Genomic DNA, 17559 nt, shown 5'->3' with positions numbered 1-17559 from the left:
TGCCCCTTTCTTTAAACTGCTTTAAGAATCGGCGTCAAGATCCACGCGTACATCAGCATGGCAACAATGGTGTCAGAGTCCGTTGCCGACGCATTCACGAACCCAAACGAGGTCAAGGCCGTTACTAGTAGCGCTGGCAATAATGTGATGAATAGGCCGTGAACGATACCGCCGATAATGGCGCCGCGCCGACCACCGACAACATTACCGAAGATACCGGCAGTCCCACCGGCAAAGAAGTTCGTCAGCATCCCCGGCAGAATAACTGCCAGACCGAAAACAGGCATCAGGAACATGCCGATGACAGTGCCAATTGTGGTGGTAATGAAGCCCAGAATGACCGCATTAGGTGAAAAAGGAAACAGTACCGGGCAGTCAAGTGCCGGCTTGGCATTAGGTACCAGCTTCATCGCAATGCCACGGAAGGCCGGAACGATTTCGCCAAGTAAGAGCCGAACGCCAGCAAGCAGAACGTAAACACCGACAACAAACTGAATGCCCATCATAAACGCATTCATGATATAGTTCAGACTCGTACCATTTCCGGCATATTTAGGGCCTGCAAACGCCGCCGTAATCATGAACAACGGCACCATCACAACCGCAACCGACAGATACGTGTCTTGCAGAAATTCCATATACTTGGGTAATTTAATATCCTCAATTGAATGTTTCTTTTCGCCACGTTCACCAAACACCCACGCAGCGCCGGCTTCTACCATGTAGCCGATCGTACAAAAGTGGCCTAGCGCAATGGCATCGCCCTTCGTAATCTTACGAACAAAAGGTTGAGCAATGGCAGGCATTGCGACGGCAAAAATCCCGCCAATGACACTGCCAACAACAATGGTCAGCACAGAATTGAGGCCGGCCATTTTCCCACCGACAACCGTCATCGTTGACATCCATAAAAGTGCCTGCCCGGTCAAAAAGATATATTTCCATGGCGAGAATCGAGCAATCAGGATGTTGACAATAAAGATGCCTAAGAAGGTCAAGGCAATTTCATTCCCTAAGCCCAGCGTGTTCATCGCCTGGCCGTTAATCGCCTCAATACTGGGAACAACGCCTTGCAAGTGAAAGCCATGTTGGAAAATCTTACCGAAATAAGTCAATGCCGTGACAATAATAGCTGATCCCGCGGAAAGCACCTGGAAGCCTAATAGTGTTTTGAACGTCCCGGTTAAAACTGCACCAAAGGATTTACGCTGTAAGAGCAAACCCAACATCGCGATTAATGCAATGGTGATGGCAGCTTGGGTCAGGATATTTTGAATAATAAAGTTAACCACAACCATGATTCATTCCTCCTAACGCGTTTGTGCTGAATCAGCTGGCCTTTGCGGATAGTTCCTTGATGACTGGCACAAGCTTGGCCTCAATCTCAGCAGGATCAACAATGTTGTGCAAAAAGACAAACTTGATAGCTGGATCAAGATCATACTGTTTGAATTGTGAAGCAAAATTTTCCGCCGATACAATAATGTCCGTTCGTAATCCTGGCGTTGATGAAATAGCTTCGTGTTCGAGATTTTCATCCAAACCCAGGCGATTCAAAACATCTTCTGCTGTCATTTGGCAAGCTAAGGAAGACCCTAAGCCGGCCCCGCAAATAAAGTAAATCGTTAATTTTCTACTCATTTAAATCGTCTCCTTTGAGGTCTTTTCGTTAAACAAAATCGTTTTGAATTGCTGAATATCCGTCTGTTGAACCAATTGATCAACCTTTTGCTGATCATTAATGAGTTGAACAATAGCTTTCATGACGTTGAGATGCGAATAATTGTCAATTGCTGCAAGACAGAAGATGATTTTCACAGGATCATTGTCGGGATTGCCAAAGTTGATTGGCTTTGCTAACGTCGTGATGGTGACGCCCAGCTTCTTTGCCCCATCTTCCGGGCGCGCGTGGGCTAGCGCGATGGAAGGTCCAATGACAATATACGGACCGAATTTCTTTACTGAATCAATCATCGCTTGTACGTAATGCTCGGTAATGTAATCCTCATCAAGCAATGGTTTTGCCGAAAGACGGATCGCATTTTCCCAATCATCAGCTTTCTGTTGAAGTAGGATCTGGTGGTCGTTGATTAAGTCTTTCAACATAGGCTGAACCTCCCTTTCATTGATTTCGACATGGTTATCCTTAAACGCTGCCTGCAAATCAGCCAGTAATCTTTTATCAACTGTTACTTGATGTGACTTGAGCGTGTCCAGAATGGTTTGAAATAATCTAGTTGGATCTAAAGTCCGGCCTTCATATTTAGTCAACGCAGCATATTTCTTTAAAAAGGCTGCGATGCGATTCAGGTCAACTTCTGAAGGAATCGGGTTTACCTTCAAACTGGGAATCTCATCAATAGGCATGTCGACTGTCTTGAAAACCAAACTGACTGGCAATTTACGGAGAATCCCCACTTCTGACGTGCTGAGAACTGCAAGAACATCAATGTTAAAGCGCTCTTCAAGTTTGGCTGCTAAAACCCGACCAGTCGCCGTGCCGAAGTTGCAGACAACTGCGGCTTGATACTGATAATCTTGACGCTGCCGATCTTCAGCCTGTGTTGCTGAAAAATACATGGCAAGAAAGGCTTTCTCATCATCGGACATCGTTAGCTGATAACGACCGGTCGTAAAGAATCGATTAATGGCGTCATAGATCGGACTATATCCTTGCTGAATAGTCTTTTTCAGCGGATTAACCACCTTCATATTCCGCGACAGACGTTTGAACAAAGCAGTCATGTGGTTGTATAGCTCTTCAAAAAGCTTTTCATTTTTGGAAAAAGGAAAACCGATTTCTGTTTCCATATAATCCATCAGCGCAACACTGAAAATCTGGGCCTTAACCCAGTCATCCAGATCAATCGCCCCGCGACGATTAAAACTGTTAATCAAAAAGCCGACATAACCCAACTCACTGCTGATATCAATCGTTAAGTCATAGTGCTGGATCAACTCATTGAGGAAGCGCGCGTTTTCCTTATTGAGGTCAACCGCTGTTTCATCGTCTTTAACATAATGCTCGCTACGAACTCGGTGTAACCAAATGATGAGCAATACTGTCACTTGCTGGCGATACATATCGTTCGCGGCCAAAGCACCATTTGGAAAACACCTCAACAAGAGATCGCTGATGTAAGTCACATCTTGTTGGTTAAAGACTTCCTTCATTTTGTCGACATACATGCCACTGACGATCAGCTGCTGACCGATCAAGGTGACTAATGCGTGTTGACGCGTTAAGACATCCCCGAACATGGTACGAATGGATCGTTCATTACCTTCAATCTGCGCACCTAACTTTGGACTGGTTGTGAGGGTTAAGCTGTATTTCGCTAAATCAGCCCGCAAGTTGCGCAAATCGGCATCCATCGTACTTTTGCTAATCTGCATTGTTCCCTGTTCATCAACAAGATAAACGGGATGCCTTGCCTGAAGTAAATCCAGCAATAGATAAACTTTTCGTTGTTCAGGGGTTAACGCGCCTTGACTAATACTGTTAAAGTCAAGTACATCAGACAGCGAATGCAGCTGTTGCGTTGAGATGTGATTATAAGCAACACCTCTTTTGATATCGAATAAAGGCAATCCTTTCTCCGCCAAAACTTCATTTAAAACCTGAATCTCATTCCGAATGGTTTTGGTCGTGACGTTGAATTGTTTACTTAAATCCGATAACGAGTTCTCTGAACTGTCCAACAATGTTCGCAGAAGATTCGTCAATCTTTCTCGCATTGTCTTACCCCCTTACAGCTTCTATACTAGGCAAGCGCTTACATTCCGAAAAGTAGAACCTTTTTCTTTTACTTGGGAAACAAAGTACACCTCGTGTCTTAAAGTTCAATCTATTAAATTTGTGTGGACACGAAAAAACTCCATGATGACTAAGGCTTATCTGCTTAACCATTATGGAGCACAACATGAGATTCTAAGCTCAGTAATAAGGAAATCTTCAACCATACAGGGAAAAATCAAAGTATGTGAATAAAATCGCATGTTCTACGAGTACCGCCCTTTTAATCTCGTATACTTATGAGCCCATGCTATACTTATTTTAATATGGAGGGGATTATTATGAAAAGGCTTTTATTCTTAGCTGTCATTGCAGTGACAGTCATTTTCGCAGGGTGTAGCAAAACTACTAGTGAACAGGAACAATCTTCAAAGGCTCGCCCAAAAGAATCTATTACAAATCGTACCCAATCTACCCCAACAACCAGTTCAAAATCTTCTATGAAAAACCTAAATACAATCTGGTCGCCAGAAAAAAATACGAAACTAACTGCTTTCATGAAAGACTGGCAATCAAATATGGGACAATCTTTTAAGGGAACTTATGCTAGTGAATCAATTACTAGACTTGGTGAAGTATTTCCTGGCAGCTTAGAGACGCAAAAGACGGAACTCGTATTTGATTCTTTTGCCACACTCAAGTGGTCTACTACAGGAGAAAGCAACGCTGATTACACAGTCGTTGCGGCAGCTGAAGGTGGCAAACCGAATGTTGTGTGGCCAATGCTTTACCTTTTTGTGATCACAAAAGACAATCACGCTCTTGTCCTACAAACACAGACGACAAATGGTGACTACCTCCATTTTTACGAAACACAGAATACCATGTTACAACAAGGATTTGCTAAGATTGCGACAGAGAACAACAACAATGTCACTGCTTCCCCAAATTCAAGTTGGCACTGGAATCTAGATGAAGGCTTTCGCTACCTTAAAGCGATGCACTCTTCGAACGAAAAAATTCAAGTGGCAGCAGATAGTACAACAGAAGGGCCCTTCTTTGATGCAAAGATGGATGATCACGGTCGAACCGGAAGAATAGTAGGACCAGATGGAGGTGGAGGCTGGTCGTTAACCAAATTAGATAACGGTACGACCATTGCCCAACAATTCGATGAGTCTTCAATGCCTAAGGGCGTCTGGTTTCTTGTCAGAGATTCAGATCATCTTATTCTAGATTTTAAAAACCGACCGCAGTAAACACGAAATAAGATAGACAGACATTGCTTGGAAGTCTGACAGAAAGAACTTTTTGAAAATCAGATTCCAAGCTCAGCATATAATTTAGTAGCCTTAAAGGCGATAGCAGTTCTGCTACAGTTACTCTAAAATTCATGAATGTGTTTGGCATAAATGCACTTTTGCGGTCCTTTCATATAAAAATTACGGCATTCGCCTCCGTTAGTTTTCAGAGCGAATGCCGCGGCCATCATTTATCTAATTACAGATATTCAAGTGTTTGAAACCTGCTTCGAATAAGTACACGTTTCATCTTTTATTTGAAATAAGCTACTCCAACCTGTAGTTACAGGCCTTGACGAAGGCTCGGTTGGTTCTATCAATTCTAATTATTTCAGTTTAACAACTTCCTGAAATTCCCACCTTCAGGCTTGCTCAATTATTTCATTGACACATGCAATCCCTTTTTTAGCATCACTGACTAGAGAGCCCTTTTTGTCAACTAAATGAGCATTCACATAGCTGATAACCATTGGCATATTCATACCAGCATAAAGATCAAACTTCTTTGTACTTTCCATCAAAACTCTAGCAGCAACATTGCACGGTGTCCCACCTATCAAATCCGCGAAGACAGTAAAATGATCCGACAATTCCATTATCTTTTCAAATCGCTCACGAAAGTCATCCGGTCCATCATTTGGCCCTAAACTCAAAGTTAGAATATTCTCTTGGGAACCTAGAATCATTTCAACGCTCTTTTTGAGCTCCTCACAGTAGCGGCCATGACTAATTAATAATAGCTCTGACATACCAGTCAATCCTTTCAGAAATTTAAGCAGATAGAATTTTAAGACCAGTTCCAATGATGCTAAATGCGATTATGACGATCAGTATCCAGCCGACTTTCCATTTCTTTTTCAACATCCACATCACTGCTAACGTTGCTAGAATGGGAAGCATTGATGGTAAAATCTGATCAAGGGTCTTAATTAGTGAAACCGCGGCTTTCCCGGTACCAATCTGAATTGGTGAGTTGACAATCACATAACTAGGAACCATTGCCCCAATAACCATCATTCCTAGAATTGAAGCTTTTTCTGAAATACTTTGAATGATATTGGAGTCACTCATCCGAGACATGAGACTGGTGCCTTGCTCATAGCCAAGTTTAAGCCCGAAGTAGCGAATGATCGTTGTTGGAACATTGTAGGCCAACAGGAAAAGAATCGGTCCAAACACGTTACCGGCCTTGCACAGTGCGATCGAAATACCCGTACAGATAATTCGCCAGGTTGTTAGGATCAGCGAATCACCGACCGCCGAGAGTGGACCCATCAAGCTCACCTTAATATTATTGATTAGCTCTGGATCAAAATCCGGGTTTTTATTATTTTCTTCCTCCATAGCAATTGACGTTCCGAGCGTAATAGGAGCCAAAACGTTGGTGATATTAAAAAATTGCATGTGTCTGATAAGTGCTTGTGACATCGCGTTGTTCTCATCTTTATAAATTGCCCGCAATGCTGGTGTCATTGCGTATGCATACCCAGTTGCCATCTGCCGCGTATACTCCCATGAAGCGCCCATGGTAAAGGTGCGCCAGAATACTGAGCGTAGGCTCTTTTTGACTGCCGGATTAGAAACTGTCTGTGTCGTCATTATTTGACCCTCCAATCATTGCAGGTCTATTCTTTTTTTCGTTGTAATACATGATCATGACGATGACCATCCCGATGATGGCTACCCCAATGATCGGCATCTTCAGATATGCAGAGAGTACGAATCCGAGGACTAGGTATGGGACGATTTCCTTACGCAGGATCTGCTGAATCAGCATAGCAAACCCAAAAGCAGGTAACAGACCACTGGCAACAACTAGCCCATCTTGAACAAACTGGGGAATAGCGTGAACAATCGTGGATGAAAACCCAGTGCCAAAGTAATACGCTGCCATAATTAGTAAGGTTGATGGCACAAAGTTCACGACGGTTCCGCCCCAGAAAGACATCATGCTAAGTTTGTGAGAATTGCCTTCTCGTGCATACTGATCGCATTTGGCGACATATAACGGTGCAACAAAGACATAAGCCAAATTTTGAACCAATAACACCAACATTGACAATGGCAACCCAAAAGTTAAAGCTGCAGAGATGCCCTTACCAGTACTGATTGCAAAAACCGTGCCAAGCACACCAGATGAAACCATGTCTTGTGGAACGGACGCCCCAATCTCCACGACTCCTATATAAGCTAATTCGAGTGCTGCCCCAATTTCAATTCCAGTCGTCAAATCACCTAGAACAAAGCCGGTTAATGGTCCGATAACAATTGGTCGAGCCACCTGACCACGCCCAGTCAAAAAATACTCACCATAACCTAGAAAAGCCACAAGGCCTATCAAAAAAGTTTTCAGTAACATGACCCATACCTCCTAAAACTCCAACGTCTTGGAAGACGCTGTTGGGACCTGTTGAATATAAACCTTAACGCCAGCATCAGACAATTGTTGGAGCTCCTGCTTGTCTTGGGGTGTCACATTAACGGTTGCGGACAGGCTTTCAGTTTCAGCAGTCGCCTTAGTTCCGCCTAAATTTAATTCTTTTGGCTTATTCTTAAGCCCAGTTATCAATCGATACGCATCGTGTATTGATTCGACGACGATCATCAAATCATACTTATCAGCAATGCCGCTGTTAATCTGATCAACACTTTTTTTGATAGACATAATAACGAGTTTTGCCCCATTTGGACGAGCCATTTTGATTGTTGCCTTGCGGATTGGATCATTTGGCACATCATCATTGGCAATGAGAATACAATTGGCATTGGTTGCCCCAAACCATGATAGCGCAACTTGTCCATGGAGCAGCCGGTGATCGACTCGAATAAACTTGATCATTTCGATCTCCTCCTAAATTTTAAATTGATATCTGTCTGATGCGATCAGTTGCTCACCGTACTGGACGACTTGGTCATGATCATCAAATATCTGTGTTTCAAGATAAAATAACGGAAACCCAACAGAACGATTCAACAAATCAGCTGCTTCCACATCTGCAGTCTTGATGCTCAAAGTTGTATTATCTGAACTCATTGCGCGAATGCCAAAATGATCTTTAAAAATCGCGTACAACGATCCATTAAGATCGTAATCTGGGAGTGAAGCAAAGCGCGGTAGGGGATAATAATTACTTTCGATAAAAATCGGATCATCATCTAAGTAACGTAATCTCACCGTATGCAACACGTTTTTTGAAGTTGTCGTTAAAAGGCGACTAAGTTTTTCAGTTGTTTGGACTCTTTCCACTTTAAGCACCTTAGTATGCGGCACAAAGCCGCTCTGCTTGGCCACCTTTGAGAAGCTTTCCACTGTGCTCTCCCGAACAAGACGACTCACCCGTTGCGGTTTACGCACATAGCTTCCTTTACCCTGAACGCGTTCAACGAGGCCGTCTCTGACCAGACCATCTACTGCTTGACGTACAGTAACGCGGCTCGCTCCGTACTCTTCTTGCAGTTTGACCTCGCTTGGAAGCTTACTATCCAGGGGATAAACGCCAGAAAGAATCTTGGCTCGAATGCTATTCATGATCAGTTCATACTTCGTTACGGGTGTCGTCATAGTGAAAATCTCCATTCAGTTTTATTAGTAGGACACCTTTCCCATATATCGGCGCACATCTAAAGAATGATCACGCTTATCTGCCAACTTGGAACGATATTCGCTGAGAATGGTGTAAAAAAGGATAGGACTAAAGTATTCTGCTACTTCACTATCAATCATATCCAACCCAAGTTCTTTTGCATCCACAACTTCAACTTTTTCAGCGTATTTATGAAGAAAAGTTAGCGCTCGTTCGTCCATAATCCGTGTCCGTCCGACACTTTCAATGACAATGTATGGACGATTTTTGTCTGTCACTTCAAAAGGACCGTGAAAGTATTCACCAGAGTGAATTGGAACGGCATCTAGCCATTGCATCTCCATCAGGCTGCAAATTGCAAATCCATAGGCATGCCCAAACGACGGACCACTACCAAGAATGTAAAACATTTTTTCATTGCTATATTTTTCAGCAAATGCCTGAGTCCTTGGTTGTACCTGTTCGATTGCATTGTCAACAATCGTATCGATCTTATTGAAACCATCCCTGAATTCTTCAAGTTGATCATAATCTTCAATTCCGGCTAATAATTGCGTAGTCATGTCAAGCATGATCGCCATCGGGTTATGAACGACCTCTCGCTCATTGCCCCATTCATAAACGATTTTTTCATCCGAGTATTTCAACACGTCAGCTTTGCCATTGAAGGTGAGACCAACTGTGTACGCCTCATGCTCCTTTGCCACCTTAGCTGCAGTAACAGCTTCTGGTGTGTTTCCACTGTGCGAGCAAACAAAAACAACAGAATTAGGTCCAATCTTTTTTGGGGTGACATGAACAAACTCATTTGCGGTATACCATCCCGTCGAAACAGTCTTAGCTTCCGACTGCAAGAAATAATAGGAAACATACATATCCACTAAAGACCCACCACAAGCGACAAAGTAGATAGAGTCAATCTTACCGTCGTTATGTTTGAGGATGCGTCGAACCATCTGTTTTGTATCAGCCATCTCAGTTCCTCCTTAATACGTCTTAATACGTCTTTACGGTTCTATTGTATCCGTTTTCAAAAAGCTGTCAACAGCTTTTTTTTAAATTTCGTATACAGTTGCGAATTTCTTAATGGCTACAAGATTTTCATTCCCTGCTCATCCCAAACTTCCAAATGTCCGCATTCGTAACATATCAAAAAAGCCATAATTCCAAACACAAACGAAAAGGCTCTGAAATTTCGCATAGAAGACTTCAAAGCCTTTTGATACAGGCATTTCGCCATACTTAACTTCAAAAAATAAAGTAAAGGGTCCACATACAAACGAACTAACAAGGATCATGTCTGGTTTACATTTTCGATTTAATTAAACCGTCTTGAGCACATTAAAAAGAGACAGAATCTATTCAATTCTATCTCTCCCTCGTAAAGTGATCACTCCTGCGACTTCACATAAGCCGCCGCCTGCGTTCCTGCCTGCCGACCGAAGATCACGATGTCAGCGACGGAATTACCGCCGATTCGGTTATTGCCGTGCAGACCGCCGGTGACTTCGCCAGCTGCGTATAACGCTGGAATCGGTTGTTGTTGCTTGGTCAGTACCTCAGTCTTCGTGTTGATTTTCACGCCGCCCATGGTGTAGTGAATACCTGGGGCGATTTTGAAGGCGTAGTACGGGCCAGTGGCGAGGCCGTGATCCATCCCGGTCGTGCGCCCGAATTCAGCATCGTTCTTAGTGGTGACGGCCTTGTTCCAGGTAGCAACAGTCTTGGCTAGCGTTGCGGCAGGAACCTTCATTTTCTTGCCGAGTTCAACAAGCGTGTTGCCTTTCACATCAAGCTTGTCTTTAATATAGAAGTCAATGGCACTTGAACGCTGCCGCACACCTGTATCGATGACGACCCAAGCATATTTACCTTTTTGCTTGTTAATGGCAGCGGAGACCTTGTCGCGCGTGTTCATTTCGTTATAGAAGCGTTTCCCGCTTTGGTTGACCAAAATACCGCCTTCACCACGGGTCGCTTCGCCAATCAGGATGTGTTTGCTTTGGTTAACGGTTGGGTGGATCTGGATCTTGTTCATATCAATCGCGTAACCACCGACTTTTTCAATCATTTTGATGCCGTCGCCGGTTGCACCGGCTTGATTGGTTGTGACGTAATTGGCGAGATCCGGACGGTACTTCTTGATCATCTTCTTACTTGCGCCAAAACCGCCAGTCGTGACGATCACAGCCTTGGCCGCAATTTTCTTGGTTTTATCCTGGTTGATCTTCACGGTCACGCCGCTGATTTTACCGTTCGTTTCATTTAACTTGGTAACGTCAGTGTTAACGAACAGTGGAATCTTCTCTTTCTTGACTTCTTTGACAAGTCCATCAACCAGATAACCACCTACCGCCGAGCCATCATGCGGCCGATGGGTGCGTTTGACGGACATTCCACCGGAAATCGTCAGCTTGTCTAGCTTGATGCCAATAGAATCGAGCCAATCAATGGCGCTAGCAGAGTTATCGACAAAATAGCGTAGCAGCGCCTTATCGTTAGTGCCACCGCCGCCTTTTAACGTTTCCTCATAGAAGAGGTCATTGCTATCCTTAACGCCTTGAGCAGCTTCAACTTTTGTCTGGCTAGCGTTCATGCCGCTCGAAGCCTTCAGCGTATTACCGCCAGCAACCGGCATCTTTTCAAAAATGACCGGATTCATGCCCTGCTGCTTAGCTTCAATCGCAGCCGTCATCCCCGCACCACCGGCACCGACGATCACAATGTCATACTTTCCCTTCATCATCTTGGGATCTGTATAAGTCTGTTGCGAAGCGCCACTTGTCACCTTAGTGCTAGTCGCCTTGCTCGATTTCGAGCTTGATGAACTGGATTTTGAACTCGTTGAACTGCTACAGCCAACCAAAATAGCACCCAACAGCACCAATATCCCCGTAATCTTAACCCACTTTTTCAAAAGAAGTCCTCCTCTTTGAATGCGCTTACTAATGAACGTGAATAGGTTAACAAAGCTGTGGGTTTTTCTCAACTTTTGGAAAGGCTAGGTTAAATATTGCAGATTGCGGTCGACGTGGTAAACCATGCAGAGGTTTAGTGCTGACAACACTTGGCCTATTTTTTGCAAAAAAAAACGGCTCCCCTTGTCAGGAAGCCGCCAACGTTCGAACGATCTATCAATATGCGGGTGACTAAGCCGCGGTGACCTTCGAATGACATTCAGTACTCTACTCTACAAAAAGAATATCGTTATGCCTCGTTTTTTTCAACTAAAACCCGCATAAAGTATCAAGCTAACGCCGATCATCTTAAGCCATGATCACAACGCGCTACACCTCATCATCCAAACGCGTCAACCGCTCTTCCAACTTGGCAATCTCACGTTCGACTTTTTTCAACCGCGCCATCACCTCTTCCAAAGTGAGGCCTTCAGAACTATACCCTTTGTACCGTGCACTGATATAGTCCTCTTCTTCCAGACGGCGGGCCTCTTCTTGCAAATCGCCCAGCCGCCTGATCAGCGTGTCAAAATCTGGCTTTGCCATGTAGCTTCACCTCGTTACGCCAACGCGTCCGGTGCTGACAACTGTGGCGCCTTGCCTTCTCTAGCCAAGACCCAGTTGTCGTTGTTCCACATCTCCGTCGCGCGCCGATTGCGAAAATAGTCCCACAACGATTCACGTTCGACTTCGATCACTTGGTTGTCTGGCCCGATGGTGACCCAGTTGTAGGAACCGTTCCGGTGGGCAAACTTGATCCAATATACCGGTGCCGAAACATGCACGCCATTGTCTTCATAATGCCGTTCTTGGCGCTCGGTGCGCATGTAACTCAAGCCGGCAGCATAGTCGGGATCGAGTTGATTGAACAAGGTGATGGCCTGCTCCAAGGCCTTATCGGCAGCTGGTAAATGCCCACCGTTTTTGAAGGCACTTGAGTTGAAGCTGATCAAGTGGCCTTTTTGATCGGTGACCACTGTCAGATGTTTGTTATTAGGTGTGATGTCATCAGTGTCTTGGAAGCGTTCGACCGTGACGCTCGCCCTATTGCGTTTGCGGACATTGGTTTCGACCACGTGAAAGTCTTGGGGAATAGGCAGTAAGTTCATGAATTCGTTTTTCAAAATTCCAACTCCTTTTCCGTTTCGATAAGCAGATCCAACATGTGTCCAAACTTGGTCTTATTATCGATATGCATCTTCTCAGTGAGCATTTCTTCATAATCTGCAACAATTTGCGCCACGCGTGGCACCAGTTTACGACCTTTTGGCGTTAGGCTAATGACCCATGCGCGCTTGTCCTTATCGGAGCGCCGCTTGACCACTAACCCAAAGGTAACCAATTGTGCCAATCTGCGCGTCACATTACTGGGATCAAGGTGAATCATCTTGAACAAAGCTTCTTGGCTCATTTCATCTGCGGTGCCAAGTTTTAAGATAAAATAATAGTTACTGGCATTGAGCCCGGTCGGCGCCAGTGCTTCGTCCAAATCGTGTTGAATATTACGTGCCAAAATATTGACCTTGGCAATTAACTCATCCGGTTCTTTTTGCATCTTTAACCTTCTTTCCCAAAATCATGGCTGCAATTAAAAATAGCCCAGCCGCAAGCAAGAAACTGACGCATTGCGCTGTGAGCAACGCTTGCGATCCCGCATTAGCCGCAGTGACGTTGGGCCGGATCAGGCCGAGCGTTTGGTAAAAGACCAAGCCGGCAACTGCACTGCCAATGCTCATCCCCAGCTGGCGGGCTAGCGAGGTGGCGGCACCGACCTGCCCGCGCATACTTGCATCGACACTCTGAATCAGCACAACACTATTCGGGTTCGTGAACAGTGCCGTTCCTAATGCAAAGATGACGGACACGATGACAAACGGCCAGAGCACTTTTTGATTGGGAACCAGTGCAAAGGCGGCGTTCGTGACAACGAGCAACAGCAGGCCGACCACCATGAGCCGGCGTCGATCGCAGCGATCAGTGAGGAATCCAGCAAGTGGATTGGCCACCAATGCGGTCAACGGCGTCAGCATCAGCAGATACCCAGACACGGCAACCGGCACGCGCAGGATCAGTTGCAGATAAATCGGCGCAAGCAAGGTGAAAAAGTACGCCGCAACATAATTCAAAAACGAAGCCGCCAGATTCCGCGAAAAGCGCTGGTTCCTGAACAACCGCGTATCCAGCATCGCATCCGGTGCTTGCCGCTCATGCCGCCAAAACAGGTAGGTGCCACCACCAATCAGCACCAACAACCCAATTGTCAGTAGCGGAACATGATTTATTTGAAGCAGCAACAACAAACCGCCAATGACAATGAGTTGCAGAAATCCACGGTGATCAGCCTTCCTTTTCCCTGAAGCTGCCGTCACCCTTGGGAAAACGGCCCATTCAATTAACAAACAAAGCAAACCGATGGGTAAGTTCACCCAGAAAATGTAGCCCCAGGGCAACCGACTTAAGATTAAACCGCCGAGACCCGGACCGGCCAGTGCCCCAGCTGAAATAAAAATCGACTCGATTCCTAAAGCCCGCCCCAAAAGCGCAGGTGGGAAAACATCGGCAACAATCGCATAACTCGTTGCCATCGTCATACTGGCTCCGACCGCCTGCACAACGCGAGCTGCCAAGACCAGTTGGAAGTGACTACCAAATCCGGCTAACCCGGAACCAATCAGGAACAGATACGTGCCCCAAATGAACAGGCGCGATCGTCCATATTGATCAGCCAGTTGCCCGAAGAACAACAGACAAACACTGATCGTTGTGAGATAAACCGTCAACAATAAGTTCACTTGGCTCGGACTTACCGCCAAATCTTTGGCGATGGTCGGCACGGCAACGACAACAATCGTCCCGTCAATGATGACCATAAAGAAGAACAAACCAAGGGTGATGAGAATCAGCCAGCGTTTAATCACGGCCTCACCTCCTGTTGTTATTATAGAGACATTTATTTGCTTGCGCAAGCAAATTTAAAAACTTTGCCTTATTTTTTTGCCTTGCCGAATATAAAAACTGCTGCCTATCATGCAAGAAAGCTCAACGGGATCATTGTCTCATTGAGCTTCTTGCGTGGATTTTCAGTTAATTCTGATGACTCATATATGTGCAATGTTTCGCTTTTTCAAACACTATTTTTCCAGTCCAGCTGCAATCTTTTCCAAATTCCACTTCATCATCCCATAGTAACTATCACCGGTTTTACCCGGAGCCGCAATGGAATCAGTAAAGAGCGTGGCGTAAATCGGAATCCCAGTGTCCTTCGAGACGGTTTTCATTGGTTTCGGATTGACACTGCTTTCAACGAACAGCGACGGCGTTTTCGTCTCCTTTAATTTGCGAACCAACGTCGAGATCTGTTCCGGCGTGCCTTCTTCTTCAGTGTTGATCTCCCAAATATACGCAGATGGAATTTGATAGGCCTTGCTGAAATACTTGAAACAGCCTTCACTGGTGACGATCAACTTCTTCTCAGCCGGAATTTTGTCAAATTTGTTTTTAGCCGATTGGTGCAACTTGTTCAGCTTGGCTTCATAGGTAGCCGCATTACGCTTATAAAAAGCCGCATTTTTGGGATCGACCTTCCCAAGTTTCTTCGCAATGTTACGGGTATAAATCATCCCGTTGGCAAGACTCAGCCAAGCGTGCGGATCCTGTTTCGAAGACTCGCCTTTGCCTTGCAGGTGGATTACGTCCACGCCATCACTCACCGCCACCGCCTTAGCCTTTGCTTTGCTGCCTTCGTTGTTCATCATTTTGGTAAACCACGCGCCGGGAGCATTTTCGAGATTGATCCCATTGTAAAAAATCGCATCTGCTTTCCCGGTCGCTGACACATCCGCAGGCAACGGATCATACTCATGGGGATCCTGGCCCACCGGAACAATCACGTGAATCTTAGCTTTATCCTTGGCCACGTTTTTTGCAATGTCGCCAATAATCGTATCCGTGGCAACGATCGAAATCTTGGACCCCGACTGAGCCGCTTTGTCCGAACTTTTACTTTTGGAGCCGCAAGCCGTCAGCCCGATAAGTGCCGTCACAATGATCGCTGCTTGTACGAGGACTCTTTTACGGTTCTTATTTTTCATGATCTTCCTCCAATAGGTAGTTTGATTAAGTTCTGCTTTTTGGAAAATGGAAAACATACGATGAAAACAAATGTACCGAGAAGCACGATGCAGGAACCGACTGCGATGTTAAACGAATAGCCAATCACCAATCCGACAAAAGAAATCAGGCCGCCCAGTGCGCCGGAAGCGATGACCATGGTGCGTAACCGATTGGCAAAAAGATAAATCGTTGCCGCCGGGGTGATCAATAAAGCCACAATCAAAATCGTGCCAACGCTTTGCATCGACACAACGGCAACCAGCGTCAGCATCACCATCAACAGGTAATGATAAGCGTTGGTATGAATCCCCATCGCCTGCGCCATCACCGGATCAAAGGATGTCAATCGAAGTCGGCGAAAGAATAGCACAACCAAAGTGATGACAACGATCGCAATCCCGATTGTCAAATACATGTCTTTGTCTTGAACGGCCAAAACGTTCCCAAACAAAATATGAAACAGATTGGTGGTTGTGTGAACCAGTGCGATCAGAATAACCCCGAGCGCTAAAAACGAGCTGAAAATAATGCCAATGGCGGTGTCGCTTTTGATCAGACTATGTTGGCGAATCAAAGTGATTAATATCGCTGCCGCAATACCAAAAGTCGCGGCGCCTACTACTGTCGGCACACCGACCATGAAAGAGACCGCGACGCCAGGAAGAACTGCATGTGAGATCGCATCACCCATCAAGGACATCCCGCGTAAGATCACAAAACTTCCGATCACCCCGGCGACAATGCCAACCGTGATGGACGTCAGCAGGGCATTCTGCAAAAAGTGAAACTCAGCTAGATCGTGCCAAAAAGTAAGTGTCATCACTGCCCTCCCCGATTGACATGCATAGGTAATCCATACGCCTGCTCAAGATTCGTGTCCGTAAAGGTTGTCGCAACCGGACCCGCACCGATCATGTGGACATTCATCATCACGACACTGTCAAAGTATGATCGAACGGTTTTTAAATCGTGATGCACCATTAAAATGGTCTTTCCTTCCGCCCGCAACTTACGCAGAACGATCATGATGGCCGACTCGCTGCGGTTATCAATGCCGGCAAACGGTTCATCCAAAATAATCAGGTCGGCTTCCTGAACCAGACACCTGGCAATCAAAACGCGCTGCAATTGACCACCCGATAACCGCCCGATTTGACGTTTGGCAAAATCCGTCATGCCCACCATTTCCAGTGCCTGCGCGATCGCTTTACCTTCGTTTTTTCCAGTGTAGCCGAACATATTGGCATGCGCCTGCAGACCCAGTGCCACGCATTCGCGCACAGTGATGGGAAACGTCAGATCAATGTTGCTTTTTTGCTGAACGTACGCGATCTTCCGGGCCTGTTTCGCTAACGGCTGCCCGTCCATCGCCGCATTGCCTTGATGCGGAATAAGATCCATCATGGCTTTGATTAATGTAGACTTACCCGCACCGTTTGGCCCAATAATGCCAACGATTTCGCCTTCCTTCACTTCAAAACTAACATCTTCGACAACATTGAGATTCCGCTGATAGCTGACGGTGATGTGGTTGACTTTTAATATGGCGATCCCTCCTTATTCGTAATGGTTACGTACTAAAGTTAGGCTAACCTAATTTTATAAATTCGTCAATACTTTATTTTGAAGATAGTTTTATAAAAATTGAGCAACTGATGATGTCTTGGATTCAAGCCGCGCGAATAAAAGCGCTCAATTCGTTGGAAACTTCCGAAAAGATTTAAACGCAGATCATCATTAATTGTGAGAATCTCTTTTGCCGTCAATGCCCGTCAATAGACAAGTCTTAGAGATAACATTCGTTTTCTCTAAGGCATTTTTTAGTTTTCCAAAGTTTCCTCTGCTCAGTTCGAAGCGTAGAATGACCT

General features: G+C 45.3%; 18 protein-coding genes. 1 reads left to right on the top strand and 17 read right to left on the bottom strand.

What is annotated here, in order from left to right; translation table 11 throughout:
- Window positions 1-11: 11 nt before the first annotated feature.
- Genes LACPH_RS01720 through LACPH_RS01710 form a run of 3 tightly spaced genes read right to left on the bottom strand, consistent with a single transcriptional unit; the run spans window position 12 to window position 3738 of the window.
- Window positions 12-1298: a PTS sugar transporter subunit IIC gene (locus LACPH_RS01720; protein ID WP_274784291.1), complete on the bottom strand. Its 1287-nt coding sequence runs from the start codon at window positions 1296-1298 to the stop codon at window positions 12-14.
- 31 nt (window positions 1299-1329) lie between these two features.
- Window positions 1330-1641: a PTS sugar transporter subunit IIB gene (locus tag LACPH_RS01715; RefSeq protein WP_049170597.1), complete on the bottom strand. Its 312-nt coding sequence runs from the start codon at window positions 1639-1641 to the stop codon at window positions 1330-1332.
- On the bottom strand, window positions 1642-3738 hold the full coding sequence (locus LACPH_RS01710) for a BglG family transcription antiterminator (protein WP_274784290.1): 2097 nt from the start codon (window positions 3736-3738) through the stop codon (window positions 1642-1644).
- 339 nt (window positions 3739-4077) lie between these two features.
- On the opposite strand from LACPH_RS01710, the gene LACPH_RS01705 reads away from it, so the two are divergent.
- On the top strand, window positions 4078-4995 hold the full coding sequence (locus LACPH_RS01705) for a DUF4767 domain-containing protein (protein ID WP_274784289.1): 918 nt from the start codon (window positions 4078-4080) through the stop codon (window positions 4993-4995).
- A 404-nt stretch (window positions 4996-5399) separates the two neighbouring features.
- Here LACPH_RS01705 and LACPH_RS01700 read toward each other — a convergent pair whose 3' ends face one another.
- The 14 genes from LACPH_RS01700 to LACPH_RS01635 form a co-directional block, all read right to left on the bottom strand.
- Window positions 5400-5786 (bottom strand): PTS sugar transporter subunit IIA, encoded by a 387-nt coding sequence (locus LACPH_RS01700; RefSeq protein ID WP_274784288.1) that lies wholly within the window; start codon window positions 5784-5786, stop codon window positions 5400-5402.
- Window positions 5787-5808: 22 nt separating this feature from the next.
- Entirely contained in the window at window positions 5809-6636 is an 828-nt protein-coding gene (locus tag LACPH_RS01695) for a PTS system mannose/fructose/sorbose family transporter subunit IID (RefSeq protein WP_070650678.1), read from the bottom strand.
- Window positions 6614-7396, bottom strand: coding sequence for a PTS mannose/fructose/sorbose/N-acetylgalactosamine transporter subunit IIC (locus tag LACPH_RS01690; protein WP_274784287.1), 783 nt, complete (start codon window positions 7394-7396; stop codon window positions 6614-6616). The genes LACPH_RS01695 and LACPH_RS01690 overlap by 23 nt, the downstream gene beginning before the upstream one ends.
- Window positions 7397-7408: 12 nt before the next feature.
- On the bottom strand, window positions 7409-7876 hold the full coding sequence (locus LACPH_RS01685) for a PTS sugar transporter subunit IIB (protein ID WP_274784286.1): 468 nt from the start codon (window positions 7874-7876) through the stop codon (window positions 7409-7411).
- A 12-nt stretch (window positions 7877-7888) separates the two neighbouring features.
- Window positions 7889-8599, bottom strand: coding sequence for a GntR family transcriptional regulator (locus tag LACPH_RS01680; protein WP_274784285.1), 711 nt, complete (start codon window positions 8597-8599; stop codon window positions 7889-7891).
- Window positions 8600-8623: 24 nt separating this feature from the next.
- Window positions 8624-9595, bottom strand: a complete 972-nt coding sequence (locus LACPH_RS01675; protein WP_274784284.1) for an SIS domain-containing protein — start codon at window positions 9593-9595, stop codon at window positions 8624-8626.
- A 416-nt stretch (window positions 9596-10011) separates the two neighbouring features.
- On the bottom strand, window positions 10012-11538 hold the full coding sequence (locus tag LACPH_RS01670) for a flavocytochrome c (RefSeq protein WP_274784283.1): 1527 nt from the start codon (window positions 11536-11538) through the stop codon (window positions 10012-10014).
- Between the two features lie 370 nt (window positions 11539-11908).
- Complete coding sequence (locus LACPH_RS01665; RefSeq protein WP_010492819.1) at window positions 11909-12124, bottom strand: hypothetical protein; 216 nt, start codon at window positions 12122-12124, stop codon at window positions 11909-11911.
- 14 nt (window positions 12125-12138) lie between these two features.
- A complete protein-coding gene (locus tag LACPH_RS01660; protein ID WP_274784282.1) occupies window positions 12139-12702 on the bottom strand; it encodes a hypothetical protein in 564 nt (187 codons plus the stop codon).
- Window positions 12699-13133 carry a MarR family winged helix-turn-helix transcriptional regulator gene (locus tag LACPH_RS01655; RefSeq protein ID WP_274784281.1) on the bottom strand — a complete coding sequence of 145 codons (435 nt, stop codon included), beginning with the start codon at window positions 13131-13133 and terminating at the stop codon, window positions 12699-12701. The genes LACPH_RS01660 and LACPH_RS01655 overlap by 4 nt, the downstream gene beginning before the upstream one ends.
- Complete coding sequence (locus LACPH_RS01650) at window positions 13114-14496, bottom strand: MFS transporter (RefSeq protein WP_274784280.1); 1383 nt, start codon at window positions 14494-14496, stop codon at window positions 13114-13116. The genes LACPH_RS01655 and LACPH_RS01650 overlap by 20 nt, the downstream gene beginning before the upstream one ends.
- A 213-nt stretch (window positions 14497-14709) precedes the next feature.
- Entirely contained in the window at window positions 14710-15669 is a 960-nt protein-coding gene (locus LACPH_RS01645) for a metal ABC transporter substrate-binding protein (protein ID WP_274784279.1), read from the bottom strand.
- Window positions 15666-16511, bottom strand: coding sequence for a metal ABC transporter permease (locus LACPH_RS01640; RefSeq protein ID WP_274784278.1), 846 nt, complete (start codon window positions 16509-16511; stop codon window positions 15666-15668). Before LACPH_RS01640 ends, LACPH_RS01645 begins: the two co-directional genes overlap by 4 nt.
- Window positions 16511-17236, bottom strand: coding sequence for a metal ABC transporter ATP-binding protein (locus LACPH_RS01635; protein ID WP_274784312.1), 726 nt, complete (start codon window positions 17234-17236; stop codon window positions 16511-16513). The genes LACPH_RS01640 and LACPH_RS01635 overlap by 1 nt, the downstream gene beginning before the upstream one ends.
- Window positions 17237-17559: the final 323 nt, after the last annotated feature.

This window comes from Lacticaseibacillus parahuelsenbergensis (genome assembly GCF_030770265.1).
Taxonomy (GTDB): Bacteria; Bacillota; Bacilli; order Lactobacillales; family Lactobacillaceae; genus Lacticaseibacillus; species Lacticaseibacillus casei.
Note: the sequence above shows the minus strand (reverse complement) of the source record. Positions and strands in the feature narration are given on the sequence as shown.

Bases quoted from the DNA above. Each gene is read 5' to 3' on its own strand.
- LACPH_RS01720 (WP_274784291.1), bottom strand. From the start codon at position 1,298: ATGGTTGTGGTTAACTTTATTATTCAAAATATCCTGACCCAAGCTGCC.
- LACPH_RS01715 (WP_049170597.1), bottom strand. From the start codon at position 1,641: ATGAGTAGAAAATTAACGATTTACTTTATTTGCGGGGCCGGCTTAGGG.
- LACPH_RS01710 (WP_274784290.1), bottom strand. From the start codon at position 3,738: ATGCGAGAAAGATTGACGAATCTTCTGCGAACATTGTTGGACAGTTCA.
- LACPH_RS01705 (WP_274784289.1), top strand. From the start codon at position 4,078: ATGAAAAGGCTTTTATTCTTAGCTGTCATTGCAGTGACAGTCATTTTC.
- LACPH_RS01700 (WP_274784288.1), bottom strand. From the start codon at position 5,786: ATGTCAGAGCTATTATTAATTAGTCATGGCCGCTACTGTGAGGAGCTC.
- LACPH_RS01695 (WP_070650678.1), bottom strand. From the start codon at position 6,636: ATGACGACACAGACAGTTTCTAATCCGGCAGTCAAAAAGAGCCTACGC.
- LACPH_RS01690 (WP_274784287.1), bottom strand. From the start codon at position 7,396: ATGTTACTGAAAACTTTTTTGATAGGCCTTGTGGCTTTTCTAGGTTAT.
- LACPH_RS01685 (WP_274784286.1), bottom strand. From the start codon at position 7,876: ATGATCAAGTTTATTCGAGTCGATCACCGGCTGCTCCATGGACAAGTT.
- LACPH_RS01680 (WP_274784285.1), bottom strand. From the start codon at position 8,599: ATGACGACACCCGTAACGAAGTATGAACTGATCATGAATAGCATTCGA.
- LACPH_RS01675 (WP_274784284.1), bottom strand. From the start codon at position 9,595: ATGGCTGATACAAAACAGATGGTTCGACGCATCCTCAAACATAACGAC.
- LACPH_RS01665 (WP_010492819.1), bottom strand. From the start codon at position 12,124: ATGGCAAAGCCAGATTTTGACACGCTGATCAGGCGGCTGGGCGATTTG.
- LACPH_RS01655 (WP_274784281.1), bottom strand. From the start codon at position 13,133: ATGCAAAAAGAACCGGATGAGTTAATTGCCAAGGTCAATATTTTGGCA.
- LACPH_RS01645 (WP_274784279.1), bottom strand. From the start codon at position 15,669: ATGAAAAATAAGAACCGTAAAAGAGTCCTCGTACAAGCAGCGATCATT.
- LACPH_RS01640 (WP_274784278.1), bottom strand. From the start codon at position 16,511: ATGACACTTACTTTTTGGCACGATCTAGCTGAGTTTCACTTTTTGCAG.